A 25,130-nucleotide genomic window follows, 5' to 3' on the forward strand; every position below is an offset into this window, starting at 1 on the left:
CAACAATAAACAATTAAAAATATGAATAGAAAAACAATATGTTAATTGTATTAATAATAAATCATCATTAAAAGATTATAAATACGAAAACGTCACTTTGTAAAACACAAAAGTAGAGTTTTCAATTGATAAATTTTTATGAGGATAATCACCGTTTAAAAAAAGAGGAATAAGGAATAAAAAAAGACAGCATTGGAGCTGTCTTTATAAAATATAGTCAATAAAATAATTCTAAGGGAGAATGTGATTTTTATAAAGCTCAATGGTAAATCTACCTACTTTAATATTTAAGAAGGAGGAGAAAACAACAAAGTTAAAAATAACAAGTGCAATGATAAAAGCGTAAATCATTTTTTTCATGCCACTCGATACTACATACATTGTATTGGGGATCAGCACGTAAGAAAACCCGATAAATGCACCTACAAGTCTGGATGAGAATACCGGATTGTTCCTGAAAATAAAATAAAAGCATATTCCCACAACGGCATAGCTTCTATGGTATTCATAATAGGGATACAGTTCTTTCATCTTGGTATCAAATGCAAAAAGAAAGAACGTCAAAATCATCATCATGGCTTCGGGAATTCCAAAACCTCCGTTCAGTCTTTCTGAATATTCATCCATATATCCATTTAATCCATTCACCAAAATATTATCTGAGGCCATACTGTCTAAAAAGCTTCCGAAAGCCCGGTATATCTCGAATGGCGAAAGAAATATGGAGATGATGATCAGGACCAGCATGACGGTTTTACTCAGTGGAATACGGGCCAGCCAGTACATTGGGAGAAACAGGTAGCAAACGGTATGTATACCCGATCCCAGGAATATAAAAAAGAGATAATGCCATAATTTCCGTTCTTTAATGTAGCGTACGGCAAAATAAACAATAAATGTCCCCAGATTTTGCCTGATCTGCCCGCTTTCCCCCACAAAAAAGTAAGGAATAAACATGAACAGGGTAAATGTAAAGGGGTAAAAAGTATTATCCTCTGTATATTCTATCTTGAAAAAAACCGCACAGATAGCAATAACCAGGGTAAGCACATAAAAGGGTGCATTAAAGACATTCAGCAATATCTTATTAATGAGTGTATACAGCCATTCCACTTCCAGATGATCCGGACCCTCCATGTGGAGCATCTTCATAAAAATACTGTAATAGCTCTTTGTATCAGAATAAATGTAAATTGCCTTATAACTTCCATAATCCGGGCCTACATTATCCCTGAAGCCAGCCAGTAAAATAAGATAGATCCCCAGGAACCACAACCACTTTTTTTCTACTCTTTTACCAAAAACTTCCTGTACACTAAAGAAAAGCATGTATACGATCGCAACGATGAAATATGGATGTAATAAACTCATGCTAATTTAGTGTTTTTTGTAACCGGTGCAGTACGCACAAGGAAGATGCAAATCTGTAATAAGAGAATGCAGGCAGCAGAAAAGAGAATGCTCCTGCCATTAGAAATCCGTTAATTTTTTCATCATTTTTTTTCAACATATCTAAAACAGATTCTTATTTAGTAATAATATTGGTTTAAAATATATTTTAAGAGGGAACTTTTGCAAAAGTAGAATATTTTTTTATTCTGCCTAGAATATTTTATTGATTTTCAGATAAACTTATAGCTTAAATGTTTTGAACTAATACTGAAAAAATTAAATTTGCAGACTTGATTTCATAATGTAATGCATCGTTTCTTTATATTTTTATATTATCTGATTTCTAAAAACAAGCTTCTTTCAGCAATTCTTGCTTTAGGAATAGCTGTAATATGTGGTGTTTTTGCTTCAAAAATTAACTTTGAAGAGGATATCAACCAGATAATTCCTAAAAATGAGAAGTCCGATCTTACCGCAAAAGTCCTTAAACAGCTCAATTTTTCAGATAAGATCATTGTGATTATAGAGAACAAATCCAATGAAGACAGCTTTCAGCTTTCTGAAACGGCTGATAATTTTCTGCAAAAGATGGAACCTCTGAAAAAATATATAGGTTCTGTTCAGGGAAAGGTGAACGACAGTGAAATCTCGGAAACATTTGATTTTGTCAACCAAAATCTGCCTCTTTTCCTTGATGAAAATGATTACAGGGAAATTGAAAGGAAACTTCAAAAAGACAGTATATCCAAGCAGGTAGAGAATAATTATGTTTCTCTGGTCTCACCGACAAGTCTTGTAACAAAGGAATTCATCAAAAAAGATCCTTTGGGAATTACTTACTTAGGAATCAAAAAACTGAATGCTTTAAACATCAGCAAAGATTTCAAGCTTGAAGACAATTATATAGTCACAAAAGACGGGAAAAACCTTTTGCTTTTCATAGACCCTAAAAATGAAAGCAATAACACCAAAAGCAACGAAGCTTTCATCAATCAGCTCAACCAGATAAAAGACAGCATCAATAAACAGTTTAAAGGAAAAACAGAGCTTAGTTATTTCGGCTCTCCGGTAATTGCCGTGGCCAATGCCCAGCAGATAAAAAAAGATATTCAAAATACGGTCATGATCTCCATGGCGGTACTTCTGATCCTCCTCATTTATTATTTCAGGAATTTCTTTACTCCGATTATCGTATTTCTCCCAACTGTATTTTCGGTATTGCTGGCCCTGCTAATCCTTTATTTTATAAAAGACAGAATTTCAGCTATTTCCTTGAGTGTAGGTGCCATCCTTATCGGAATCACCATAGATTATGCACTCCATATTCTTACCCATTACAAGCACAACAATAATATAGAAGAGCTGTACAAAGAGATCACACAACCGATTATACTGAGCAGTGCCACAACTGCTGTCTCTTTTTTATGTCTGGTATTTGTACGTTCTGAAGCTCTGAAAGATCTCGGTCTCTTTGCCGCGATTACAGTTATTTTCTCTTCCGTTACTGCACTGATCATTGTACCTCAGCTTTATAAGCCCAAGCAGGAAAAGGGTAAGCACAGCATTAATTTTATCGACAGGATAGGTTCTTATCCATATGAAAAGAACAAACCTCTGATCATAGGCTGCTCTATCATTATTATTGCCTGTCTGTTCGGTTTCCGGCATGTAGGCTTCAATGAGGATATTGGTGACCTCAATTATATTCCGAAAGACTTAAAAATAAGCGAGGCCAAACTTCAGAAACTTTCTGATATCACTTCAAAATCCATTTACACTATTTCTTATGGGGACTCGGAGGAAGAGGCACTGGCAAGAAATTCGCGGCTGAGCAACTTTCTTGAGAAGGAAAAACAGCAAGGAAAAATCCTGAGCTATAATTCACTGGGAAATATTGTCCTTTCTGAAAAAGATCAGAAACAAAGGATCGAAATATGGAATAAATTCTGGGATGGAAATAAAAAGGAGCGTACTGTTTCTGAACTGGTAAACAGCGGAAATCAATTTGGATTCAACAGCAATGCTTTTGACAATTTCAATGAAATTTTAAATAAGAGCTATACAACCTTAAGCCTCAAAGATTACGAGAAGGTAAAAGCATTACAGATCTCGGAATTCCTGAGCAATGAAAACGGATTTTATACGGTCTCCAATGTTGTAAAAGTAGATGAGAAGAAAAGAGACACCTTCATAAAAGACGTTGAGAAGAACCACGATGCTCTCGCCATTGACCGCCAGCAAATGAATGAGAACTTTTTGGGTCTGTTGAAAAGAGATTTCAGTACGCTGATCAACTATTCTCTTCTGGCCATTATCCTGACCATTATTGTTTTCTTCAGAAATTTTGAGCTTACTGTTCTCACCATGTTCCCTATTGTATTAACAGGAATCGTAACGGCGGGGATTCTTTATTTCTTAGGATTAGAACTAAATATTTTCAGTACGGTAGTCTGTACACTGGTTTTTGGAGTTGGGGATGATTTCAGCATTTTCCTGACCCAGGCCATGCAAAAGGAGCATACAACCGGTAAAAATGAGCTTCCAACTTACAGAACGTCTATTATTCTTGCCGTTTTCACGACCATTCTATCAATAGGTTCTTTGATCTTTGCAAAACATCCGGCATTACATTCACTGGCATTGGTTGCCCTTATCGGGATGTTCTCTGTGATTATCATTACCTCCACGCTGTATCCGTTCTGGTTCAGATTATTAATCACAAACAGAGCAAAAAAAGGACTTTCTCCTATTACTTTCAGGCTGTTCTTACGATGCATCATATCATTCTTTTATTACGGTTTGGGAGGATTCGTTTTTTCACTGATCGGAAGTGTATTTATCAAAAGATCAAAAGGAAAAACTTTAGATATTATTAAATTAATTTTAGCTAAATTTTTAACATCTGTATTGTATATTACTCCCTTTGTAAAGAAAAGAGTTATTGGAAACCCTGCGGAAGATTTCAGCAGACCGGCAGTGATTATAGCCAATCACACTTCTTTCCTGGATACACTTGCTATTGCAATGGCGACTCATAAAATCATCTATCTGGTCAATGACTGGGTATATGACTCTCCTGTTTTTGGAAGATTGGTAAGAGCACTTGGCTTTTATCCGGTTTCTAAGGGAATAGAGAACGGGATGGAAAAACTGAAAGAAAAAATTGAACAGGGCTATTCCCTCGTTGTTTTCCCCGAAGCAGAACGATCTTATACGAACGATGTGAAAAGGTTCCACAAAGGAGCATTTTATCTTGCAGAACAGTTCGGACTTGATATTCTCCCTCTGTACATTCACGGAAACTCCGAAGTGCTGCCAAAAGGAGACTTCATTATCTATGACGGAAGCATTACCGTAAAAGTAGGGGAAAGAATCAGCAAAGATGATCTGAGTTTCGGAAAAAACTATTCTGAAAGAACAAAAAAAATCAATGCGTACTTCAGACAGGAATTTGCAAAACTGCGACACGAGCTAGAAGACGAAAATTATTTCAGGAAAAAATTATTCTTAAGCTACCTCTATAAAGACAGTGAAGTGGTAAAAGAAGTAAAAGATGATTTTAATGCCCATAAATCAGTTTATTTTGAATTGAACAAACATATTCCGAAGGATGCATCCATCCTGCATATCGCAGATGATTTCGGACAGAAGGATATTCTACTTACCCTTTATCAGGCAGAAAGAAGAATTTTCTCTTTCATTGAAAATGATGAAAGAAGACAAACGGCAAGACAGACTTATTTGGTTAAAAGAAGAAAGCTGAATTATATTAATAATCTTTCGGAAATCAATAAAAATATTGATGTACTGCTGGTTTCAGATCATAATTTTGATATCAGTACACTGAATGAACTTCCTGAGAGAATTATATTCCTGAACACGGCATCCAAAGAGCTAAACAATCCAGATTATTCACAGGAGTTTAATTCACAGACAATAAAAATATTCAAAAAACAGTAAATAAATATGAAAAGCATATTTTTGTAACCGCTAAAGAATATTAATGAAAAAAAACATACTCATCATTTATTATTCGCAAACCGGCCAGCTGGAGGATATTGTGAAGAACATGGCCCAACCTTTTGAAGCTAAAAAGGAGGAATATGACGTTACCTATTATAATATACAGCTGAAGGAAGACTTTCCTTTTCCTTGGCCGGGCGACGTTTTTTTCAATACATTTCCTGAATCTTACCTTCAGATTCCGAAAGAGATCTTCCCGCCTTCTGATGAGGTCTTGAATAAAAAGTACGACCTTATTTTATTCGGCTATCAGGTTTGGTATCTTACGCCATCTATTCCCATCATTTCATTCCTAAAGAGTGGTTTTGCAGAAAAGATCCTGAAAGATACAGATGTGGTTACAATTTCAGGAACCAGAAATATGTGGATGCTTTCTCAGGAAAAGCTTAAGGTATATTTAAAAAATCTTGGCGCAAAACTGGTAGGAAATATTGCTTTAGTGGATAGGCATGACAATTACACAAGTGTACTGACGATCTTACGCTGGCTGACTACAGGGCAGAAAGAAAAATCAGGAATGCTTCCTGCCGCCGGGATTTCGGATGAAGAAATTTCGGGCTCTGTAAAGTACGGAAACATTATAGAAAAGCATTTCAGCAGCGGAAACTTATCCGGCCTTCAGCCTGATCTGGTAAAGAATGGCGCTGTAGAGATCCGTCCTTTTTTAGTAAGAGTAGAAAAAGTAGGCAACAAGATCTTCACCGTATGGTCTAATCTCATTATTAAGAAAAAAGAGAAACGTCCATTGCTGATAAAATTCTTTAAGGTATATTTGATGGCTGCGATATGGATTATTTCACCTGTCGTCTTAGTTTTACACTTACTGACAACCCCTATATTTTGGTCTAAAAGACAAAAACAAAAAACATATTTACAAGGAATTAATTTAAAATAGAATGTACGACGTATTTATAACAAAAGCATCAACATACTTACCTAATAACCCGGTATCAAATGATGAAATGGAGACTTATCTTGGTCTGATAAATGGCGCTCCCTCTAAAGCAAAATCATTGATTTTAAGAAATAACAAGATCACAACAAGATACTATGCTTTGGATAAAGAAGGAAATCCTACCCATACCAATGCACAGATCACAGCCAAAGCTGTTGAAGGATTGTTCGATGAAAACTTCAAAAAAGAAGATATGAAGCTATTGTCCGTTGGAACCACTTCTCCGGATCAGATGCAGCCTTCACATGCTTCTATGGTTCATGGTGAGCTGAATATTGGAAAATCTATTGAAATTAATACCGCTACAGGTCTCTGCAACTCAGGAATGAACGCTCTGAACTACGGATTCCTTTCCGTAAAGGCTGGTGTACAGGATAATGCTATTTGTGCAGGCTCAGAAAGAATGTCTGCATGGATGACTGCAGATAAATTCAATCATGAAGCAGAAAACTTAAAATTACTGGAAGAAAGACCAATTGTTGCCTTCAAAAGAGAATTCCTGAGATGGATGCTTTCTGACGGCGCCGGTGCATTCCTTCTCGAAAATAAGCCCCGAGAAAACGGAATTAATTTAAAAATAGAATTCATTGATTTTTATTCTTACGCTCATGAAATTGAAGCCTGTATGTATGCCGGATGCGATAAGCAGGAAGACGGAAGCCTTAAATCATGGGCAGATTACCCTTCTGATGAATGGCTGAAAGAATCAATCTTTGCTATTAAGCAGGACACCAAAATCCTGGACAAATATATTCTTGTAAAAGGAGCAGAAAGCTTAAGATCTTCTTTTGATAAGCATAATCTGGATCCTGAAAAAATAGACCATGTTCTGGCACATATTTCTTCAGGCTATTTTAAAGATGGCTTAAAAGACGAATTCGCTAAAAAAGGCATGGACTTCCCTACAGAGAAATGGTTCTATAACCTTTCTGAAGTAGGAAACATCGGTGCCGGTTCTATTTTCATCGCACTGGAAGAACTAATGAATTCCGGAACGTTGAAAAAAGGAGAAAAAGTATTGTTATGTGTTCCTGAAAGTGGAAGATTTGCCTACTCTTGTGCCCTATTAACGGTTTGCTAATGAAACACCAACTGCCGATATCTGATCAGGATTTTGTGGGAAGCCTTATCCCACAGCGTTTTCCGTTTGTCATGGTTCATGACCTTACGGAATACTCTGATGATCATCTTGTTTCAGGTTTTGAAATAAAAGAAGATAATATTTTTATCCAAGACGGGACATTCCAGGCTTCCGGTCTTATCGAGCATCAGGCACAGAGTGTTGCTTTACACACAGGTTATAAATATTACCTGTTAGGAAAAGACGCCCCTACCGGATATATCGGAGCTATTAAATCTTTTGAAGCTGAAACCCTGCCAAAAACAGGTGATCGGCTGATCTCGGAAGTATCGATCCTTAATGAGGTGATGGGGGTAACACTGGTGGATATTGTCACGAAACTGAATGGCTCGATCATTGCAAAATCCCAAATGAAAACTGCTGTAAAATAAATGTAATGGAAATCAAGGAAGAGCACCTTATCAATATACATAACTTTCTGCCGCACCGGGAACCGATGCTGATGGCAGATTATATCCTGGAATTGACCAAAGAAAAGGTTGTGACTTCCTTTGAAATAAAAGAAGATAATATCTTTGTCCACAACAACGAGTTGGCAGAAGCCGGCCTGATTGAAAACCTTGCCCAGACCTGCTCATCCATTCTCGGACAAAGTTTCTTTGAAAACCCCGAGGCAGATACGAAAGTGATAGGCTTTATCACCAACATCAAAAAAATTGAAGTATTTGCTCTTCCAAAAACAGGAGACAAGATTATTTCCAAAGCTTCACTGATCTCCCAGTATGAAAATATTTGTAATATCTTCTGTGAGACTTTTAATAATGATGAATTATTGATCAGGGCGGAGATCAATCTGTTTATTCAGGAAGTGAAATCTTAAGAATACATTTTCAGTGAAAATATATAACCGTACGATTATCGTGCGGTTTTTCTTTTTTAGCTCTGACTCGTGAAAAAGCTGTCTTGTTGTGTTTTTTAGCCACGGATTGCACAGATGATTATGAAGGAGGGAAGCTGGAGGCTGGGAGAGAGAAGTTATTGAAGTCGCAGAATAACTCTAAGCCTGTTTTATTGTTCTTTTAACCTATCTATCAATTTGTATAATAAACTATCAGACATTGAAATCCTGCCAGTAACTTCCAGCCCCCATCTTCCCTCTTCCCTCCCAAATATTTAATAACCCTTTATTTTCGATATATTTGATAAAAATAATATTATGAGTGTAAAAGTAAGGTTCTATTCGTATGACATTGAATTCGATTTTGAAAATTCCGTTGAATTTCCGGTTGCTCCACAGGTTGGTGATGAAGTGAATCTTATTTCATTTTTTAAATACCGGACTTCCGAAAGACTGGAATATGTTAATAATATGGAAGATCTTTATCTCTACGAAAATGCTGTCGTTTCAGAACGCACATGGTGTAATGATCTTGAGAAAACAGAAATATATTTACTGGTGAAGCTGAATTACACCAAGAGGAAATAAAGCTGCCTTTCAGATTAGTTTAAACAAAAAAGCAGAGCATCACTGCCCTGCTTTAAAATTAGTATCAAAAATGGTTAGTACCCGAAGATCTCTTCAAGAGATACCTCCTGGAATGTTCCCATTTTATTGATGGATTCCATATTCAGGTTTTCTTTCTTGCCTATGATCGCTGTATTGTATTTTACAGGCTTGATATCAGCATCGTAGAAGCTTGTAAGCTGTGGCAGCGTCAGCCCCTGAATTTCAGAATAAATATCTTTTCTGATATCATAATCAACACCAAGCTTTTTCAGTGCCATCTGATTAAAGAATATATTCGTTCTATTGATTCTGTTGGATGCAATCTGCTTCAATGCAGAACCTTTTGAATTCTCAAACTGTGCGGGAATCTGTGGCAGGGATGCCATAAGATCATTCATTGCATTTACAGCCAGAGGAAGCTTATTCGCCTGAGTTCCGATATAATTCGTGATATAGTTCGCATGCCCTTTCTCTGTTGCGTTCGCATAAGAAACATACGCAGAATAAGCCAGTGACTTACTTTCTCTGATTTCCTGGAAGACGATAGAAGACAGTCCTCTTCCGAAATATTCGTTGAAAACATTCGCTTTTCCGAAATTACTCAAGTTCACATTCCCTCCTTTGGCTACTTTAGACATTTCCATCTGAACCATGTCATAGTTTGTAAAATATACTTTTCCTTCTGCAGCAGGCTCTGGATATTCCTTAGCTTTTGCCGGCTGAACAGTGGTTTCTGCGATATATGGTTTAACCGCCTTTTCTAAACCTGACTGATCCTGTCCGTAAAGGAATATCTCATATGGAGACTGGTTCAGGACTTTAATTTTCTTAGTCAGTTCCGTTGCATCAATGCTCTCAAGACGTTCTTTGGAAACAATATCCGTCATTCTGGAATTCTTACCGTATTTAGCATAGTTCGTAAGAGCAGCCATGATTCTTGTCTTATCCTTTTTACCGGCTTCTCTTGCCTCCAATATGGTTTTTACGGTCTTTGCGTAGGTCTCTTTGTCTGCTTTTACATTCGTAAGCCAGTGGTTCATCAGTTCAGTACCTTTCTTCATATTGGCCTCAAGACCACTCAGTGTAATAATCACCTGATCGTTGGACGTTCTGAAGCTGTAAGAGATTCCCAGTTTGTAGAATTCACCTTTCAGCTGCTCAGGAGTATATTTATCCGTTCCAAGATATTCGAAAAGAGTTACCGCGATTGGAAGTTCCTTATCATTATCCGTTCCGAAAGGGAATATATAGCTGATCTGTGCTACGTCATTATACTTATTCTTTACAAAGCTTACCTTCTTATCTTTAATCTGAGAAGTCTGGATCGCTGCTTTATAATCGATAAATTCCGGCTTGATCTCAGATACTTTACTGCTTAAGATCTCTTTAAGGAAAGGTGACTGCGCTTCTCTGTTCAGCTTGATCGGGGTAATACCCGGATTCTGTACGCGAACCAGCTTATCATTCACTCCTTTTTCTTTGTAAACAACTACATAGTTATCTTTGAAAAACTCGTTTGCAAACTTGACAACATCTGCCTTTGAGATTTTTTCATACTGGTTAATATCGTCTAATTCCTCCTGCCATGTCTTCTCATTGATATAAGTACCATATAGGGTCGTTGCCAGTCCGTCAGCCGTTTCCCACGACTTCATACGCTGTACTTTCTTGTCATTGACGATTGCTTTCAGCATCCAATCCGGAAACTGCCCTTTTTTCACTAAATCCAACTGTTCTAACAATAGTTTTTTAGCATCATCAAAGCTCTGTCCGTCTTTCGGAGTTACCGACATCGTAAAAGCACCATACGTTTTAAAGGCCGATTCGTAAGCTCCCGCACCTAATACCTTTTGCGTTTGGTTCATATTAAGGTCGATAAGACCGGCATCACCTCTGTTACTTAAAATTTCTGCAACCACATCTGCTAATCTTGCATTCTGAGTTCCATGGGAATCTGATCTCCATGCCAGCGTCATTCTCGGTGTACTCGGGCTTTTTACCGTTCTCGCCACAATGCTTTCCATCGGCTGTTCAGACACCATTTTTTTCATCGGTAGCTCTTTGTACTTGAAAGCTCCAAAATACTGATCTACCAGTTTAATGGTTTTATCAAAATCCAGATCTCCTACCAAAACAACAGCCATATTATTAGGCACGTAATATGTATCAAAATACTTATGAATAGCAACCATTGACGGGCTTTTCAGGTGTTCTGAAGTACCAATCGTAGTCTGTTGTCCGTTCGGATGCTTTGGAAAAAGAGCCTCCATCATGGCATAGTTCACAAGACGGCCGTCGTTATCCTGGGCTCTGTTATATTCTTCATACACAGCTTCCAGTTCGGTATGGAAAAGGCGCAATACCAGTTCTGAGAAACGTTCTTTTTCCACTTTCAGCCATTTTTCAAGCTCGTTGGATGGAATATTATTTTTATAAACCGTTTCATCTAACCATGTATGGGCATTCGTTCCTGTTGCTCCTAATGAAGAAATCGCTTTGTCATATTCATTGGCAATTGCATACTTGGAAGCTTCCTGAGAAACCTCATCTATTTTCTTGTAGAGCAGTTTTTTCTTTTCAGGATCCTTTTCAGCTTTATGCTGCTCGTAAAGGTCAGAGATCTGTTGAAGCAATACTTTCTCCTTTGCCCAGTCCTGAGTTCCCAGGTGAGAAGTTCCTTTAAAAACCATATGCTCAAGGTAATGCGCCAGACCTGTATTGTCGCTAGGGTCGTTATTAGATCCCGTTCTTACCGGAATATAAGTCTGAATTCTCGGGGCATCATCATTCTTTGCCAGATAAACCTTCAGTCCGTTTTTCAAAGTATACACTCTCACACCGGACTGGTCATTCTTAACGGTTTCGTAAGTGTATCCCTGGCTGTCCGTCACCTTTTGAGTATCAAATTTCTGCGCCATTGCATGCAGCATGCAGAAAAGAGAAACAGAAATAAAAAATTTCTTCATAAGTCTTATTTATTTAAATCAAATTTCATAGAATCCTATAAGTCTACTTTCATCATGCACTTGTTACAGCAAACGTCAGATTATGACTTTTTATGTTAAAATTTGAATTTATCTTTAAATAAAGCCCGTTTCGGCATTATAATTTAATATGATTTACATATAATGTATTTTCACTATTTTAGCCAACTGATTAAAAAGAATAATACGGTTTACATGAAAAAACAAGACCTGCCTCAGGATGAAAGCAATCTGAAGTCAGCAAACATGACCGAAGTCTTGTATGTGACGGACGAAAATGATAATTATACAACGGCCAACAGCATTGGATGGGAAGCTAAAAAAGCAGCCCTCGAAGAATCCATGGAGCTCATTCATGAAAGAATTGAAGAGGCCAGACACAATGTGGCCAATAATTTAGTAAGTCCTATTATTTATTTCATGGAACTGAATAAGATGGATCTGGGTGTTCTCGCTTCCTATGTCGGAATGTGGCAGTGGAGAGTGAAAAGACATGCAAAACCAAAAGTATTTAAAACACTAAACCAATCCGTACTGAAAAAATATGCAGATGCATTTGGAATTTCAGTGGATGAATTAAAAAACTTTGACGGAAAATAATAAAGAAATGAAGCATAAATATATGCAGAATTTCATTTCGCCAATGAAAAAGAGAAAAGCAGCAAATGAAACTTAACTTCGAACACCATCAGACCGCGCATTGCGAAAACGGTGTCGCCTCCAATCTGTTACTTAATAAAGGCTTAAAACTCAGCGAACCTATGATCTTTGGGATTGGTTCCGGACTGTTTTTTGTCTATCTGCCGTTTCTGAAAGTGAATTTCGCTCCGGGCTTCAGCTACAGACCGATGCCGGGTGCTATTTTCAGCAAAGCAGCAAAAAGATTGGGCATTAAAATCAAAAGAGAAAAATTTTCCAATCCTAAAGAAGCACAGTCCGCTTTAGAAAGAAACTTAAATCAGAATATCCCTACAGGACTTCAGGTAGGTGTCTTTAACCTTACCTATTTCCCTGAAGAATATAAATTCCACTTCAATGCCCACAATCTTGTGGTATATGGAAAAGAGGACGGAAAATTCCTGATCAGCGATCCGGTAATGGATTATACCACTACCCTATCAGAAGCTGAGCTGGAAAAGGTAAGATATGCCAAAGGTGCACTGCCCCCAAAAGGACATATGTACTACCCGACCTACATTCCAGAAAATGTGAATATTGAAGAAGCTATAAAAAAAGGAATAAAAGATACCTGCAAAAATATGCTGGCTCCGGTTCCTCTTATTGGCGTAAAAGCCATGAGATGGGTAGCCAGAAGCATCCCGAAATGGGCTGAAAAGAAAGGAACTAAGGTCACCAACCACTATCTGGGCCAGCTGATCAGAATGCAGGAAGAGATTGGCACCGGCGGAGGCGGATTCCGGTTTATTTATGGTGCATTTCTTCAGGAAGCATCAGTAATTCTTAAAAATGATGAATTAAAAGAACTTTCAAAAGAAATTACCGCCATCGGAGACTTATGGAGAGATTTTGCCGTGGATATTGCCCGTGTTTATAAAAACAGGAACTCGAAAAGCGATATTTACAACAACCTTTCAAAATCCATGCTTCATATTGCTGATCTGGAAGAGGCTTTTTATAAAAAACTGAGAAAAGCGATCTGATATGGCAGAGAATATGATTGAGATTAAAAATCTCTATAAAAAATATAAAAACGCCGAAGAGTTTTCTGTCAACGACATCTCGCTGAATATAGAAAAAAACGAGATCTATGGAATTCTTGGGCCAAATGGAGCAGGAAAAACCACCTTGATCTCTATGCTTTCCGGATTGATCAAACCTACTTCAGGACAATTTACGATCAATGGATTATCTCCTCAGAAGGACAGCTTTAAGATCAAACAGATCATTGGTATTGTGCCTCAGGAATATGCCCTCTATCCGACTCTTACTGCTAAAGAAAACTTAATGTTTTATGGAAGCCTGTATGACTTAAAGCACAAAGAGCTTAAGAAAGTGATCGATGAATCCCTAGAGATTATGGGACTTTCAAAATTCGCAGATAAACAGGTAGAACAGTTTTCCGGAGGAATGAAACGCCGCTGCAACCTTATCGCGGGAACACTTCACAATCCAAAAGTTTTGTTTCTGGATGAGCCGACTGTAGGTGTTGATGTTCAGTCGAAAAAGGTGATCATTGATTTCCTGCAGGAGCTGAATAAAAATGGAACGTGCATTATATACACCTCCCACCATCTTTCCGAAGCGGAAGAATTCTGTACCAAGATCGCTATTATCGACAGAGGAAGAATCCATGCCATAGGAACACCGGAAGAACTGGTGTCACAAATCGCAAACGCTGAAAACCTGGAAGACGTTTTCATATCATTAACAGGAAAAGAACTAAGAGATGTTGTTGTATAAACTTTGGAGAAGCTTCGTGAAGGAAATCCTTCTTCTGAAGAGAGATATCGGTGGAATTGTCATTATTTTCGTCATGCCGTTGCTGTTAATTGTAACGATTACTTTAATTCAGGATTCTACTTTCAAAAATCTTGAGGGTTCAAAAATCCCGATTATTTTCATTGACAATGACAAATCTGAAGTCTCAAAAAGTATAAAACAGGAACTGGAAACCAGTAAAACATTCCAGCTGCTGACAAATTACACCGAAAAATCAGCACAGGACGCCGTCTTTTCCGGAGATTACCAGATGGCTATCGTCATTCCTGAAAATTTAACGAAAGATTTAAATTCAAACATAGATTCCAAGGTGCAGACGATCGTAAGCTCTTTTGGCCTGGAAGGAGATTCTGCAGCCGTTAAAAAAACAGCTGTGAAAGCAAAAGAAATTCATCTGTACTTTGACCCGGCCACCAACGCCGGATTCAAAAATTCAGTCATGAATTCTGTGAATAAAATGGTCTTTGAGATCGAAAACAAAAAGATCTATAAAGCATTTCAGGATCAGCTGGGAACTGAAGAGAACCTTGAAGAAAACAAAAACCTCATCAGCTTCAAAGAGATCACCCCGAAAAAAGGAGCCATGGACATAATGCCGAATTCTGTTCAGCACAATGTTCCGGCATGGACTCTTTTTGCCATCTTTTTTATTGTAGTACCACTTTCTATCAATTTAGTTAAAGAAAAAAGCCAGGGTACAAGCGTAAGAGCGAGGATCAGCCCGACCCCTTATTTTGTTCATATTTTAGGAAAAACATTCACTTACCTTATCATCTGTATCATCCAGTTTTTACTGATGGTAGCCGTAGGAATTTATCTTTTCCCATACATGGATCTGCCTGCATTTGATGTCTCAGGAAAAATGTTCCAGCTTATTGTGGTAACTTTATTTTCAGGGCTGGCAGCGATCGGTTTTGGTGTTTTATTGGGAACCATTGCAGATACCCAGGAACAGTCTGCCCCTTTTGGAGCAACATCAGTGGTGGTTCTGGCCGCGATCGGAGGAATATGGGTTCCCGTATTTTTAATGCCTGAATTTATGCAGACCGTGGCGAAATTTTCCCCGATGAACTGGGGATTGAACGCCTACTACGATATTATTTTAAGAAACAGCGGTATCGCAGGAATTGCCAAAGAACTCGCATTACTGTTTGCCTTCTACATTGCCATGGTAGCTATTTCTATTTTTTACGAAAGAAAACAAAATGCAGTCTAAAGAAAACATATTAACCTGTACGGAAGAAGTAAGGGTAAGATTCAATGAGACAGATCCGCTGGGCATTGTCTGGCATGGGCATTACATCGTATATTTTGAAGACGGAAGAGAAGCTTTCGGAAGAGAACATGGCCTGACCTATCTTGATATTCAGAGAGAAGGCTATGTAACACCTATCGTAAAAAGTACATGTGAGCACTTTCTTCCTCTAAAATATGGGGAAACATTCAGGATCGTGACCACTTTTGTCAATTCAGTATCTGCAAAACTGATCTATACCTACGAAATTTTCAACCAGAATGATCAATTGGTGTGCAGTGGAGAAACCATCCAAGTATTCTTAGACAGCAACGGAAGTTTATGTTTGTATAATCCTGAGTTTTTTCAGGCATGGAAAGATAAAATGGGATTATAATGAAGAAAGAAATTTATATTACAGACTACAACTGTATCACTCCTATAGGCTTTGATATTTCTTCCAACTGGAACCATCTTGTGGAAGGAAAATCAGGCGTAGCATTACATAAAGTCATAGAAAACCAGGAGGCTTTTTACGCCTCAATTATAAATACTGAAAAGCTGGAGGAAGAATTTAAAAGCAATTTCGACAGCCCGGATTTTACAAGGCTGGAAAAAATGTTTCTTCTAAGCTTAAAACCTCTGGTTGAAAAACATGAAATTACAGAAGAAACCGCTTTTATTTTATCAACAACCAAAGGAAATATCAGTTTATTAAAAAACCAATCGGAAGTACCGGAAGGCGCTTATCTTTCAAAATTAGCACAAAAAATTGCTGATTATTTCGGATTTAAGACAAAACCTATCGTCGTTTCCAATGCCTGCGTTTCAGGAGTAATGGCTATTGCCGTTGCCAAAAATATGATCCAGGCAGGGAAATATAAAAATGCTTTTGTGATTGCCGGCGATGAAGTTTCGGAGTTTGTAATCTCGGGATTCAATTCCTTCCAGGCTATCGGAACAGAACCTTGTAAACCTTACGATAAAAACAGAAACGGAATTAATATTGGAGAAGCCACAGCAGCGGTTTATATTACTTCTATCTTGAACGAAAACGAAAAGTTTAGGTTTAAAATCTCAGGAGATTCCGCAGTAAATGATGCCAACCATATTTCCGGACCTTCCAGAACAGGAGACGGGCTGTATGCAAGCATCAAGAATGCAATGACAGAAGCCAATGTTACCCCGGAACAGATTGATTTTATTTCTGCCCACGGAACCGCTACCATTTATAATGACGAAATGGAAGCCGTTGCTTTTAACAGATTGGAACTTCAACATGTTCCGTTAAACAGTATGAAAGGTTATTACGGACACTGTCTTGGCGCATCGGGACTTTTGGAAAGCATTATTTCCATGGAAAATGCCCGGCATGGACTGCTGATTTCTTCTAAAAACTTTAAAGAAATGGGAGTTTCCCAACCTTTGAATATCATTAAAGAAAACCAGTCTGCAACTATTCAGTATATTTTAAAAACAGCTTCAGGATTCGGAGGATGTAATGCGGCAATAGTTCTAGAAAAATGTTAAAATGAAAGGGATGAAGAAAACTGAAAGCTGTATCATAGAACATTCAAAAATAACCGTCAACGGGAATCCTGTTTTTGAAAGCCGGAGCGAAACATTTCATGACTTTGCCAAAGATGCCTATAAAAGTTTAGAGCTCAATTATCCTAAGTTCCACAAGATGGATAATCTGAGTAAGCTTGCTTTTCTTGCTGCAGAAATGGTTTTAAAAAATGAAGACCATAGCACAACAGCGGTAGTTCTTGCCAACCGGTCATCCAGTCTGGATACGGATTTTAAATACCAGGAAAGCATCAACTCACAGGAAAATTATTTCCCGAGTCCTGCCGTATTTGTCTACACCTTACCTAACATCTGCGTAGGCGAGATCAGCATTAAACATAAAATGCAGACAGAGAATGCCTTTTTCATTTTGGATGAATTTGATGAGACATTTTTAAATGATTATGCAGAACAGATCCTGCTGTCCGGAAAAGCGGAAAAAGTTCTCTGTGGCTGGACAGAACTTTATCAGGATAATTATAAAGCTTTTGTATATTTGCTAACCTTATAAAAAATGTAATAACATAAATGTAACAATATAACAGTCTAGCAATGCAACAATCCTTACAATCTGATCATTGTTACACTGGTAAATTGATAAATTGCTACATTAATTAAAATAATTATGGAAAACTTAAAAACAGAATTGAAGCACAAAATTATTGAAGTCCTTAACCTTGAAGATGTTTCTGTAGAAGAAATCAAAGATACAGATCCCCTATTCGGTGGTGGTTTGGGCCTTGATTCTATTGATGCTCTGGAACTTATTGTTCTGCTTGATAAAGATTACGGGATAAAATTAGCTGATCCTAAAAAAGGAAAGGAAATCTTCCAGTCTATCGATACAATGGCTGCATTCATTGAAGAGAACAGAACAAAATAATATATTTAATCTAGCAATGTATCAATTTACCAGTATAACAATATTGGTAAACTGGTAAATTGATACATTGTTATATTATAAAATAAAATGAGTCGAAAAATTGCCATAACAGGAATGGGCATCATTTCCTCCATCGGAAACAATGTGGAGGAAAATTTTATTTCGTTGAAATCCGGAAAACACGGAATTTCAGATATTGAGATGTTTGAAACCCGTCACGCCGGATCTATAAAAACAGGTGAAATAAAATGGTCTAATGAAGAGCTTGTACAACAGCTTCAGCTGCCTGAAGATAATAATGTAACGAGAACGTCTTTATTGGGCATGATTGCCGCAAGAGAAGCTGTAGAATCTGCCGGAATTTCAGACATTAATGAATACAGAACCGGACTCATCTCTTCCACCAGTGTAGCCGGAATGGATATCACTGAAAGGTATTTCTACTCTTACGAAGACTTTCCTGAAAAGCAAAAATACATCGATGCTCATGATGCAGGTAATTCCTCATTGGCAATTGCTGATTATCTGGGCTTAAAAGGCATGGTTTCTACGATCAGTACGGCATGCTCTTCGGCTGCCAATGCTATTATGATGGGAGCCAAACTGATTAAAAACGGAGTTTTAGACCGCGTGATCGTAGGTGGAACAGATTCCCTTTCGAAATTTACTTTGAACGGATTCAATACCCTGATGATTCTCACGGATTCTTACAATACACCATTTGATAATGACAGAAAAGGATTGAACCTTGGTGAAGCCGCTGCTTTTATCATCCTTGAGTCTGATGAGGTTGTAAAAAAAGAAAATAAAAAAGTCCTCGCCTATCTTTCCGGTTATGGTAATGCCAATGATGCCCATCATCAGACTGCGTCGTCAGAAAACGGGCAAGGCGCTTTTCTGGCCATGGAACTGGCATTTAAAGTATCCGGACTGGCAAAAGGAGACATCGATTATATCAATGTTCACGGTACAGCTACTCCTAATAATGATCTTTCAGAAGGAATTGCCATGATCAGAATCTTTGGTGAAAATCAGGTTCCTGAATTTAGTTCTACCAAAACTTTTACAGGACATACTTTGGCAGCAGCGGCAGGAATTGAAGCTGTATTTTCCATTCTGGCCATGCAGCACGGACTTATTTTCCCCAACTTGAATTTCAAAACGAAAATGGCAGAATTTGATTTAACTCCAGTTACAGAATTGAAGGAGAAAAGCATCAACCATGTTCTTTCCAATTCATTTGGATTCGGAGGTAACTGTTCTACTTTAATTTTCTCAAAATCATGAGTGCCGTATACATCAACAGTGCATCCTGCATCTCCGTTCAGGACACTCTAAAAGAAAATTTCTTTCAAGATCTTAATGCTGACCAATCTGTTCAGATCTTAAAAGCTATAGATCCTAACTATAAAGAATTCATTCCGCCTGCGATGATCAGGAGAATGTCTAAAACTGTAAAAATGAGCTCTGTAGCTTCACATTACGCTTTACAGGAAGCTGGAATTGAACAACCGGATGCCATTATTGTAGGAACGGGGATGGGTTGTTCGCAGGATTCTGAAAAGTTTCTGAAAAATGTGATTGATAACAATGAAGAGTTTTTAACTCCGACATTTTTTATACAGTCAACGCACAATACCGTTGCAGGGCAGATTGCTCTGGGGCTTCAATGCCATGCGTACAATTTTACCTACGTCAACACCTCTTCATCTTTGGAATTTTCATTCCTGGATGCCAAGCTTCAGATCAATGACGGAGAAGCTGAAAATATTCTTGTAGGAGCTGCAGATGAGCAGACTAACAGAACGATGGAGCTTTACTGTCTGAACAATACCATTAAAAAGAAAGAGGATCTTCCTGCTGATTATTTGCATTCTGAAACGGATGGAGTGATCTGGGGTGAAGGTGCTGCTTTTTTTGTCTTGGGAAAGAATAAGGCTGAAAACTCTTACGCCAGGCTTAGAGATATTCAGATCAGCAACAGATTGGATCTGGAAGAAGCACCGTCTTTTATAACAGATTTTTTATCCAAAAATGATTTGAAACATGAAGATATCGATGCTGTGATCTTAGGTTTCAGTGGAGATGCAACATCTGATGTTTACTATACAAAAGCAATGGACACATTTCAAAATTCAGCTTTGCTGTATTACAAACATTTGAGCGGAGAATTCAATACAGCAAGCGGCTTTTCAACATTTATGGCGTGTCATATCCTCAAGGAGCAACAGATTCCGGAAGTCATGATGATCAATTTGGAAAAGAAAACAGAAGTTAAGAATATTCTTCTCTATAATCATCTCGCAGGAAGCGATCACAGTCTTATGCTGTTGGAAAGAGCCTAAAGATGAAAGGGTAAGAATGAATTTGTAAATTTGTTATTGCCAAAATTCAAAATAACAGAAGATGAAGCATTATCCATTCATTCTATTTTACCTTTTCTGCAATGCATTTATTTATGCGTTTCATGGAAGCTTTTGGGTTTATATAGCTTGTTTTCTGGCGTTTTCTGCAGTTGTAGTCTGGGGATCTTTTGATATAGAGCTCGGATATTTTGTCAACAGCATTACTCATAAAAGAACAAAAACCAATGAAATTGCCCTGACTTTTGACGACGGGCCAACCGAATTCACCCCGAAATTTTTGGATTTGCTTAAAGAACATCAGGTAAAAGCTACTTTTTTCTGCATTGGAAAACAGATTGAAAAATATCCTGAGACCTTTCAAAGAATTATTGCTGAAGGTCATACCATCGGAAATCATACCTTTTCCCATTCCAACAATACAGGATTCTTATCTGTTTCAAAAATGATTGAGGAGATTGAGAAATGTGATGAGATAATGGCAAAAACCAGCACTATAAAAACTGATTTATACCGGCCTCCTTTCGGCGTTACCAATCCGAGCATTGCCAAAGCCATTAAAAGAACCCGTAAAAAAAGCATCGGCTGGAATGTTCGTTCGCTGGATACCATTATAGACGATGAAAAGAAAATTTATAAAAGAATAACCAAAGGCCTGAAGAAAGGAAGTATCATTCTGCTTCATGACACTTCCGAAAAGACTTATCGTGTGTTGGCCGATTTATTGTTATTTTTGAAAGATAAAAAATATTCGACGTTTACGGTCGATTCAATTACAAAATCAAAGAAAAATGATTAAAAATATTGCTTTTGGAGCATTTTTATTAGTTTCCGGCTTCATTTCCGCACAGATGACAGCAATGTCAGGAGCAGAAGCAAAAGCATTTGTCGCCAAAGTTTCTTCTGAGACCCAGGAGATCAAAACCCTTCAAAGCGATTTTACCCAGACCAAAAAAATGGACTTTCTGGATAAAAATATTGTTACCTATGGCAAAATGTCGTTGAAAACTCCGAATATGCTGAGCTGGAAATACACAAAACCTTATCAGTACAGCATTATTTTTAAAGACAATAAAATTTTCATCAACGATCAGGGCAAGAAATCATCTGTTGATGCGAAAAGCAAAACATTTGAAAAGATCAATAAGCTGATTGTAGGAAGCTCGAACGGGAAAATGTTCAGCGATCCTGAGTTTTCTGTTTCCTATTACAAAAGCGGGAACTCCAATGTAGCAAAATTTACCCCGAAATCGGCTCACCTGTTAAAATACATTAAACAGATTGAACTGCATTTTCCTAAAAATCAGTCTACGGTTTCGCAGGTTAATATGACAGAAGCTTCGGGAGACACCACCAATATTGTTTTCAAAAACACCAAGATCAATGCAGCGATTGCAGCTTCAGAGTTTAGTTTATAGTCTGATTGTTTTGCTATTTGTTTCCTGCAAAAGCTATCAACTTGCAGAGGCAAAACCGGTTCAGAGTTCTGAAAAAACCGTTGAAAATTTATATTTTTCTTCCGGTGAAGACTATGTATATAAATGCCAGATGGATATTTATAAAAACCACGTAAGCGGAATTCTGATTATTAAAAAGCTTAATGAAACAACTCATCGGGTCGCCATGACCTCAGATTTTGGAAATAAATTAATTGATTTTGAGATCTCTGAGAATGATTTTAAACTGAATTACGTTCTTCCGGATCTGAACAAAAAGATGGTTATCAGCTTTTTAAGAAACGACTTCCGGGAGTTACTGAAAAGAAAATACCCGGTGAATGAATCTTTTGAAAATGACAATTCTAAAATTTACCTGTCAAAGACTGATCATAAAGCCTATTATCTGTTCTTCAATAAAGAAAACGGACTGTTAAAAGAAATTGTGTACACAAAAAACAATAAGGAAAAAATCGATTTTACTTTTGAGGCAAAAAAACATATCTTCGCGGATAGCTTAAACCTTCAACATAAGGATTTTAAGATCAATATAAAACTATTTCAAATAACCGAAACCGAACAGAATTAACATGAAAAAATTTCTATTTTTAGTCACAGCCTTTATTTCAGGCCTGTCTTTCGCGCAGGTCACTTTTACTCCGGGGATCAGAGCAGGAGCCAATTTTTCTCATTTCTCGAACAGTGAAGAGTTTAACTATTATTATATGGAAGAATTTCCTAACGCTGCTGAACCTTACCTGGACTACAAAACGAAAACAGATTTTTATATCGGCTTTATAGGAAATATCCGTCTCGCCAAATTTTATGCTTTGCAGCCGGAGATCAATTATTCCAGGCAGGGAGCTAAAATAAGCACGAATGTAAACAACTGGGACGGGAAAACGCTTTCCGTATCTTATCTGGGATTGCAGCTTATCAATAAATTCTATTTCAACCAGTTCAATATACATGTTGGGCCTACTTTGGAATTTGTGGTAGATAAAAAGAATTTTGACCCTGAAAATGAGATTGACCTGGGAATTACAGCAGGTTTAGGCTATGACATTACTAAAAACTTTGGTATCGAAGCCAGGGTAAAAAAAGGTTTTATCCCTGTGGACAGCTATAATAGAAATCATTCTAATGTTGTTTTCCAGACAGGACTTTATTATACATTTAATCTGAAAAAATAAGATCATGCAGACCATTCTTACAGACTTTTATACTTTGGAATCTTATGAAAAGGCAGAAAACGGCAGTTTTACCGCTTATATTCATCTGAATAAAGATCATGATATTTTTAAAGGGCATTTTCCGGGTAATCCGGTAACACCAGGGGTTTGTATGATGCAGATCGTAAAAGAGCTGACAGAAGAATTCACCGGCTCTAAGCTATTCTTAAAAACAGCCTCGAATGTAAAGTTCATGGCTATTATCAATCCTTTTGAAACACCGGATCTGAAGCTTCAGATGGATATTACTGAAAATGAAGAGGATGTTAAAGTAAAAAATGCAACCTCTTTTGGCGAGACTATTGCATTAAAAATGTCTGTAAGCTATAAAAAAATACTTTCATGAAACTTTTCTTATCCCTCATAACCGCTTTTATTTTTTTCTTTCAAAGTGATTTGGAAGCCCTAAGAAGCAGCTACGCAAAAGCTAACCAGTCTAATGCCAATACAGAAGCATTCATCAATCTTGCAGAAAAACAATCCGGTTCGGATGCCGTAACCAGCGCCTATAAAGCTGCTGCAAAGATCATGGAAGCAAAGATTACCAAAAACAACAGAAAAGCTCTTGTAAAAAATGGTGCTACCAGCCTTGAAAGCATTATCAAAAATAATCCGAATAATATAGAACTTCGAGTAATCAGGCTGAGCGTTCAGGAAAATATCCCGAAAATAGTGGGGTACAGAGGCAGCATGAAAGATGATAAAGCATTCCTTATCAATAACTACAGTAAGCAGAACGCAACCCTGAAAAGTTATGTAAAAAAGTTTGCGATGCAGTCCAAGTCCTTTACAGATACTGAAAGAGCTACTATAAAATAAAACAATGACCCTTCCTGAAGTACAAAATGCAATTTCTGAAAAGAAGATCTGTATTTTAATACCTACTTACAACAATGAAAAAACTCTGAAAAGAGTGATAGACGGTGTTCTGGACTACACCGATAGCATTATTGCAGTTAATGACGGGGCTACAGATACTACTCCACAAATATTAGCCCAATATTCCCAGATAACGGTTATCTCCCTGCCTGAAAACAAAGGAAAGGGAAACGGTCTTAAAACAGGCTTCAGAAAAGCAAAAGAGCTGGGCTATCATTATGCGGTTACCATTGATTCTGACGGGCAGCATTATCCCGATGATATTCCTGTATTTGTAGAAGCGCTGCTTAAAGAAGATAAGGATGTACTTCTGATTGGTAACCGGAATATGGAACAGGATGGAATTCCCAAAAAAAGCAGTTTCGGAAACAGGTTTTCTAATTTCTGGTTCTGGTTTGAGACCGGAATAAAACTTGAGGATACCCAATCCGGCTATAGATTATATCCGTTGCTGAAAATTCCAAAGAAATATTTCACCCCAAAATTTGAATTTGAGATTGAGATCATTGTAAGGACAGCCTGGAGGCATGTTCCTGTAAAAAATGTCCCGATAAAAGTTTTGTATGACCCGGCAGAACGGGTTTCTCATTTCAGACCATTCAAAGATTTTACACGGATCAGTATCCTGAATACTATTTTGGTAACCATAACACTGCTTTACATTATTCCGAGAAATTTCGTGAATAATTTCAAAAAAAAAAGCTTTAAAAGATTCTTAAAAGAGGATGTTTTGGAAAGTGACGGCAGCAACCGCACAAAAGCATTTTCCATTGCTCTCGGTGTTTTTATAGGTCTTTCTCCTTTTTGGGGATTTCACACCCTGCTTGTCATCTCACTGTCTGTTCTCTTTAAGCTAAATAAGGTCCTGGCTTTTATAGCCTCCAATGTCAGCCTTCCGCCATTTATTCCTTTTGTGATTGCCGCTTCTCTATTTTTAGGATCCCCTTTTGTGCATGGGGACAGTAATATTTTGAGCAGTGAACTCAATTTTGAGCTGATCAAAAATAATCTTTTACAATATGTGATCGGAAGTGCTATCCTGGCTACTTCTATGTCTGCTCTTTGCGGGGTTCTAACGTTTATTTTCCTGAATAAACTGAATCCGGAAAATAATTAATCAGCCGTTAGTCTT

The 25,130-nt window shown here is 37.5% G+C and carries 25 protein-coding genes; 23 read left to right on the forward strand and 2 right to left on the reverse strand.

All coding sequences use genetic code 11. From position 1 onward, the window contains the following. Positions 1 to 231: 231 nt before the first annotated feature. On the reverse strand, positions 232 to 1,371 hold the full coding sequence (locus ACTJIV_RS18105; RefSeq protein ID WP_223557662.1) for an EpsG family protein: 1,140 nt from the start codon (positions 1,369 to 1,371) through the stop codon (positions 232 to 234). A gap of 327 nt (positions 1,372 to 1,698) precedes the next feature. On the opposite strand from ACTJIV_RS18105, the gene ACTJIV_RS18110 reads away from it, so the two are divergent. The 6 genes from ACTJIV_RS18110 to ACTJIV_RS18135 all read left to right on the forward strand — a co-directional run bounded on the left by ACTJIV_RS18110 (position 1,699) and on the right by ACTJIV_RS18135 (position 8,937). Further along, positions 1,699 to 5,352, forward strand: a complete 3,654-nt coding sequence (locus ACTJIV_RS18110; protein WP_440629052.1) for an MMPL family transporter — start codon at positions 1,699 to 1,701, stop codon at positions 5,350 to 5,352. 43 nt (positions 5,353 to 5,395) lie between these two features. Then, complete coding sequence (locus ACTJIV_RS18115) at positions 5,396 to 6,310, forward strand: dialkylrecorsinol condensing enzyme DarA (RefSeq protein WP_336378170.1); 915 nt, start codon at positions 5,396 to 5,398, stop codon at positions 6,308 to 6,310. Between the two features lies 1 nt (position 6,311). After that, a complete protein-coding gene (locus ACTJIV_RS18120) occupies positions 6,312 to 7,451 on the forward strand; it encodes a beta-ketoacyl-ACP synthase III (RefSeq protein WP_111958681.1) in 1,140 nt (379 codons plus the stop codon). Continuing rightward, entirely contained in the window at positions 7,451 to 7,882 is a 432-nt protein-coding gene (locus ACTJIV_RS18125) for a hypothetical protein (protein WP_440629053.1), read from the forward strand. The genes ACTJIV_RS18120 and ACTJIV_RS18125 overlap by 1 nt, the downstream gene beginning before the upstream one ends. A gap of 5 nt (positions 7,883 to 7,887) precedes the next feature. Continuing rightward, on the forward strand, positions 7,888 to 8,331 hold the full coding sequence (locus tag ACTJIV_RS18130) for an ABC transporter permease (RefSeq protein WP_336378169.1): 444 nt from the start codon (positions 7,888 to 7,890) through the stop codon (positions 8,329 to 8,331). Between the two features lie 336 nt (positions 8,332 to 8,667). Next, positions 8,668 to 8,937 (forward strand): hypothetical protein, encoded by a 270-nt coding sequence (locus ACTJIV_RS18135; RefSeq protein WP_223557668.1) that lies wholly within the window; start codon positions 8,668 to 8,670, stop codon positions 8,935 to 8,937. A 74-nt stretch (positions 8,938 to 9,011) separates the two neighbouring features. On the opposite strand, the gene ACTJIV_RS18140 is transcribed toward ACTJIV_RS18135, so the two are convergent. Beyond that, the gene (locus tag ACTJIV_RS18140) at positions 9,012 to 11,924 is read right to left on the reverse strand and encodes a M16 family metallopeptidase (protein ID WP_440629054.1); all 2,913 of its coding nucleotides are present in this window, start codon (positions 11,922 to 11,924) and stop codon (positions 9,012 to 9,014) included. 213 nt (positions 11,925 to 12,137) lie between these two features. Here ACTJIV_RS18140 and ACTJIV_RS18145 point away from each other — a divergent pair, with 213 nt between their 5' ends. The 17 genes from ACTJIV_RS18145 to ACTJIV_RS18225 all read left to right on the forward strand — a co-directional run bounded on the left by ACTJIV_RS18145 (position 12,138) and on the right by ACTJIV_RS18225 (position 25,115). After that, a complete protein-coding gene (locus ACTJIV_RS18145) occupies positions 12,138 to 12,542 on the forward strand; it encodes a hypothetical protein (protein WP_111958727.1) in 405 nt (134 codons plus the stop codon). 65 nt (positions 12,543 to 12,607) lie between these two features. Next, positions 12,608 to 13,603 carry a BtrH N-terminal domain-containing protein gene (locus ACTJIV_RS18150; protein ID WP_223557670.1) on the forward strand — a complete coding sequence of 332 codons (996 nt, stop codon included), beginning with the start codon at positions 12,608 to 12,610 and terminating at the stop codon, positions 13,601 to 13,603. 1 nt (position 13,604) lies between these two features. Further along, positions 13,605 to 14,363, forward strand: a complete 759-nt coding sequence (locus ACTJIV_RS18155; protein WP_440629055.1) for an ABC transporter ATP-binding protein — start codon at positions 13,605 to 13,607, stop codon at positions 14,361 to 14,363. Then, positions 14,350 to 15,618, forward strand: a complete 1,269-nt coding sequence (locus ACTJIV_RS18160) for an ABC transporter permease (protein WP_111958667.1) — start codon at positions 14,350 to 14,352, stop codon at positions 15,616 to 15,618. Before ACTJIV_RS18155 ends, ACTJIV_RS18160 begins: the two co-directional genes overlap by 14 nt. Beyond that, the gene (locus ACTJIV_RS18165; protein ID WP_111958665.1) at positions 15,608 to 16,033 is read left to right on the forward strand and encodes an acyl-CoA thioesterase; all 426 of its coding nucleotides are present in this window, start codon (positions 15,608 to 15,610) and stop codon (positions 16,031 to 16,033) included. The genes ACTJIV_RS18160 and ACTJIV_RS18165 overlap by 11 nt, the downstream gene beginning before the upstream one ends. Beyond that, positions 16,033 to 17,166 (forward strand): beta-ketoacyl synthase N-terminal-like domain-containing protein, encoded by a 1,134-nt coding sequence (locus ACTJIV_RS18170; protein WP_440629056.1) that lies wholly within the window; start codon positions 16,033 to 16,035, stop codon positions 17,164 to 17,166. The genes ACTJIV_RS18165 and ACTJIV_RS18170 overlap by 1 nt, the downstream gene beginning before the upstream one ends. Positions 17,167 to 17,176: 10 nt before the next feature. Then, positions 17,177 to 17,716 (forward strand): 3-oxoacyl-ACP synthase, encoded by a 540-nt coding sequence (locus tag ACTJIV_RS18175; protein WP_440629057.1) that lies wholly within the window; start codon positions 17,177 to 17,179, stop codon positions 17,714 to 17,716. 114 nt (positions 17,717 to 17,830) lie between these two features. Beyond that, positions 17,831 to 18,088 (forward strand): phosphopantetheine-binding protein, encoded by a 258-nt coding sequence (locus tag ACTJIV_RS18180; RefSeq protein ID WP_111958661.1) that lies wholly within the window; start codon positions 17,831 to 17,833, stop codon positions 18,086 to 18,088. A gap of 87 nt (positions 18,089 to 18,175) precedes the next feature. Next, positions 18,176 to 19,375: a beta-ketoacyl-[acyl-carrier-protein] synthase family protein gene (locus ACTJIV_RS18185; RefSeq protein ID WP_440629058.1), complete on the forward strand. Its 1,200-nt coding sequence runs from the start codon at positions 18,176 to 18,178 to the stop codon at positions 19,373 to 19,375. Continuing rightward, positions 19,372 to 20,433: a beta-ketoacyl synthase N-terminal-like domain-containing protein gene (locus ACTJIV_RS18190; protein WP_223557674.1), complete on the forward strand. Its 1,062-nt coding sequence runs from the start codon at positions 19,372 to 19,374 to the stop codon at positions 20,431 to 20,433. The genes ACTJIV_RS18185 and ACTJIV_RS18190 overlap by 4 nt, the downstream gene beginning before the upstream one ends. 61 nt (positions 20,434 to 20,494) lie before the next feature. Beyond that, positions 20,495 to 21,250, forward strand: coding sequence for a polysaccharide deacetylase family protein (locus ACTJIV_RS18195; protein ID WP_336378162.1), 756 nt, complete (start codon positions 20,495 to 20,497; stop codon positions 21,248 to 21,250). Beyond that, entirely contained in the window at positions 21,243 to 21,869 is a 627-nt protein-coding gene (locus ACTJIV_RS18200) for a LolA family protein (protein WP_440629059.1), read from the forward strand. The genes ACTJIV_RS18195 and ACTJIV_RS18200 overlap by 8 nt, the downstream gene beginning before the upstream one ends. After that, the gene (locus tag ACTJIV_RS18205; protein WP_440629060.1) at positions 21,835 to 22,476 is read left to right on the forward strand and encodes a hypothetical protein; all 642 of its coding nucleotides are present in this window, start codon (positions 21,835 to 21,837) and stop codon (positions 22,474 to 22,476) included. Before ACTJIV_RS18200 ends, ACTJIV_RS18205 begins: the two co-directional genes overlap by 35 nt. A gap of 1 nt (position 22,477) precedes the next feature. Continuing rightward, entirely contained in the window at positions 22,478 to 23,080 is a 603-nt protein-coding gene (locus ACTJIV_RS18210; protein WP_440629061.1) for a porin family protein, read from the forward strand. Positions 23,081 to 23,084: 4 nt separating this feature from the next. Then, complete coding sequence (locus ACTJIV_RS18215) at positions 23,085 to 23,465, forward strand: 3-hydroxyacyl-ACP dehydratase (RefSeq protein ID WP_440629062.1); 381 nt, start codon at positions 23,085 to 23,087, stop codon at positions 23,463 to 23,465. After that, the gene (locus ACTJIV_RS18220; protein ID WP_223557680.1) at positions 23,462 to 23,938 is read left to right on the forward strand and encodes a hypothetical protein; all 477 of its coding nucleotides are present in this window, start codon (positions 23,462 to 23,464) and stop codon (positions 23,936 to 23,938) included. The genes ACTJIV_RS18215 and ACTJIV_RS18220 overlap by 4 nt, the downstream gene beginning before the upstream one ends. A 4-nt stretch (positions 23,939 to 23,942) precedes the next feature. Next, positions 23,943 to 25,115, forward strand: a complete 1,173-nt coding sequence (locus ACTJIV_RS18225; protein WP_440629063.1) for a DUF2062 domain-containing protein — start codon at positions 23,943 to 23,945, stop codon at positions 25,113 to 25,115. Positions 25,116 to 25,130 lie beyond the last annotated feature (15 nt).

The organism is Chryseobacterium sp. 22532 (assembly GCF_052044665.1).
GTDB lineage: Bacteria > Bacteroidota > Bacteroidia > Flavobacteriales > Weeksellaceae > Chryseobacterium > Chryseobacterium lathyri.

Excerpts from the sequence above, each read along its gene's own strand:
- ACTJIV_RS18200 (WP_440629059.1), top strand. The coding sequence starts at position 21,243 with ATGATTAAAAATATTGCTTTTGGAGCATTTTTATTAGTTTCCGGCTTC.
- ACTJIV_RS18205 (WP_440629060.1), top strand. The coding sequence starts at position 21,835 with ATGCAGCGATTGCAGCTTCAGAGTTTAGTTTATAGTCTGATTGTTTTG.
- ACTJIV_RS18165 (WP_111958665.1), top strand. The coding sequence starts at position 15,608 with ATGCAGTCTAAAGAAAACATATTAACCTGTACGGAAGAAGTAAGGGTA.
- ACTJIV_RS18195 (WP_336378162.1), top strand. The coding sequence starts at position 20,495 with ATGAAGCATTATCCATTCATTCTATTTTACCTTTTCTGCAATGCATTT.
- ACTJIV_RS18185 (WP_440629058.1), top strand. The coding sequence starts at position 18,176 with ATGAGTCGAAAAATTGCCATAACAGGAATGGGCATCATTTCCTCCATC.
- ACTJIV_RS18160 (WP_111958667.1), top strand. The coding sequence starts at position 14,350 with ATGTTGTTGTATAAACTTTGGAGAAGCTTCGTGAAGGAAATCCTTCTT.
- ACTJIV_RS18215 (WP_440629062.1), top strand. The coding sequence starts at position 23,085 with ATGCAGACCATTCTTACAGACTTTTATACTTTGGAATCTTATGAAAAG.
- ACTJIV_RS18150 (WP_223557670.1), top strand. The coding sequence starts at position 12,608 with ATGAAACTTAACTTCGAACACCATCAGACCGCGCATTGCGAAAACGGT.
- ACTJIV_RS18210 (WP_440629061.1), top strand. The coding sequence starts at position 22,478 with ATGAAAAAATTTCTATTTTTAGTCACAGCCTTTATTTCAGGCCTGTCT.
- ACTJIV_RS18130 (WP_336378169.1), top strand. The coding sequence starts at position 7,888 with ATGGAAATCAAGGAAGAGCACCTTATCAATATACATAACTTTCTGCCG.
- ACTJIV_RS18125 (WP_440629053.1), top strand. The coding sequence starts at position 7,451 with ATGAAACACCAACTGCCGATATCTGATCAGGATTTTGTGGGAAGCCTT.
- ACTJIV_RS18175 (WP_440629057.1), top strand. The coding sequence starts at position 17,177 with ATGAAGAAAACTGAAAGCTGTATCATAGAACATTCAAAAATAACCGTC.
- ACTJIV_RS18110 (WP_440629052.1), top strand. The coding sequence starts at position 1,699 with ATGCATCGTTTCTTTATATTTTTATATTATCTGATTTCTAAAAACAAG.
- ACTJIV_RS18225 (WP_440629063.1), top strand. The coding sequence starts at position 23,943 with ATGACCCTTCCTGAAGTACAAAATGCAATTTCTGAAAAGAAGATCTGT.
- ACTJIV_RS18120 (WP_111958681.1), top strand. The coding sequence starts at position 6,312 with ATGTACGACGTATTTATAACAAAAGCATCAACATACTTACCTAATAAC.
- ACTJIV_RS18115 (WP_336378170.1), top strand. The coding sequence starts at position 5,396 with ATGAAAAAAAACATACTCATCATTTATTATTCGCAAACCGGCCAGCTG.
- ACTJIV_RS18220 (WP_223557680.1), top strand. The coding sequence starts at position 23,462 with ATGAAACTTTTCTTATCCCTCATAACCGCTTTTATTTTTTTCTTTCAA.
- ACTJIV_RS18190 (WP_223557674.1), top strand. The coding sequence starts at position 19,372 with ATGAGTGCCGTATACATCAACAGTGCATCCTGCATCTCCGTTCAGGAC.
- ACTJIV_RS18145 (WP_111958727.1), top strand. The coding sequence starts at position 12,138 with ATGAAAAAACAAGACCTGCCTCAGGATGAAAGCAATCTGAAGTCAGCA.
- ACTJIV_RS18140 (WP_440629054.1), bottom strand. The coding sequence starts at position 11,924 with ATGAAGAAATTTTTTATTTCTGTTTCTCTTTTCTGCATGCTGCATGCA.
- ACTJIV_RS18155 (WP_440629055.1), top strand. The coding sequence starts at position 13,605 with ATGGCAGAGAATATGATTGAGATTAAAAATCTCTATAAAAAATATAAA.
- ACTJIV_RS18135 (WP_223557668.1), top strand. The coding sequence starts at position 8,668 with ATGAGTGTAAAAGTAAGGTTCTATTCGTATGACATTGAATTCGATTTT.
- ACTJIV_RS18180 (WP_111958661.1), top strand. The coding sequence starts at position 17,831 with ATGGAAAACTTAAAAACAGAATTGAAGCACAAAATTATTGAAGTCCTT.
- ACTJIV_RS18105 (WP_223557662.1), bottom strand. The coding sequence starts at position 1,371 with ATGAGTTTATTACATCCATATTTCATCGTTGCGATCGTATACATGCTT.
- ACTJIV_RS18170 (WP_440629056.1), top strand. The coding sequence starts at position 16,033 with ATGAAGAAAGAAATTTATATTACAGACTACAACTGTATCACTCCTATA.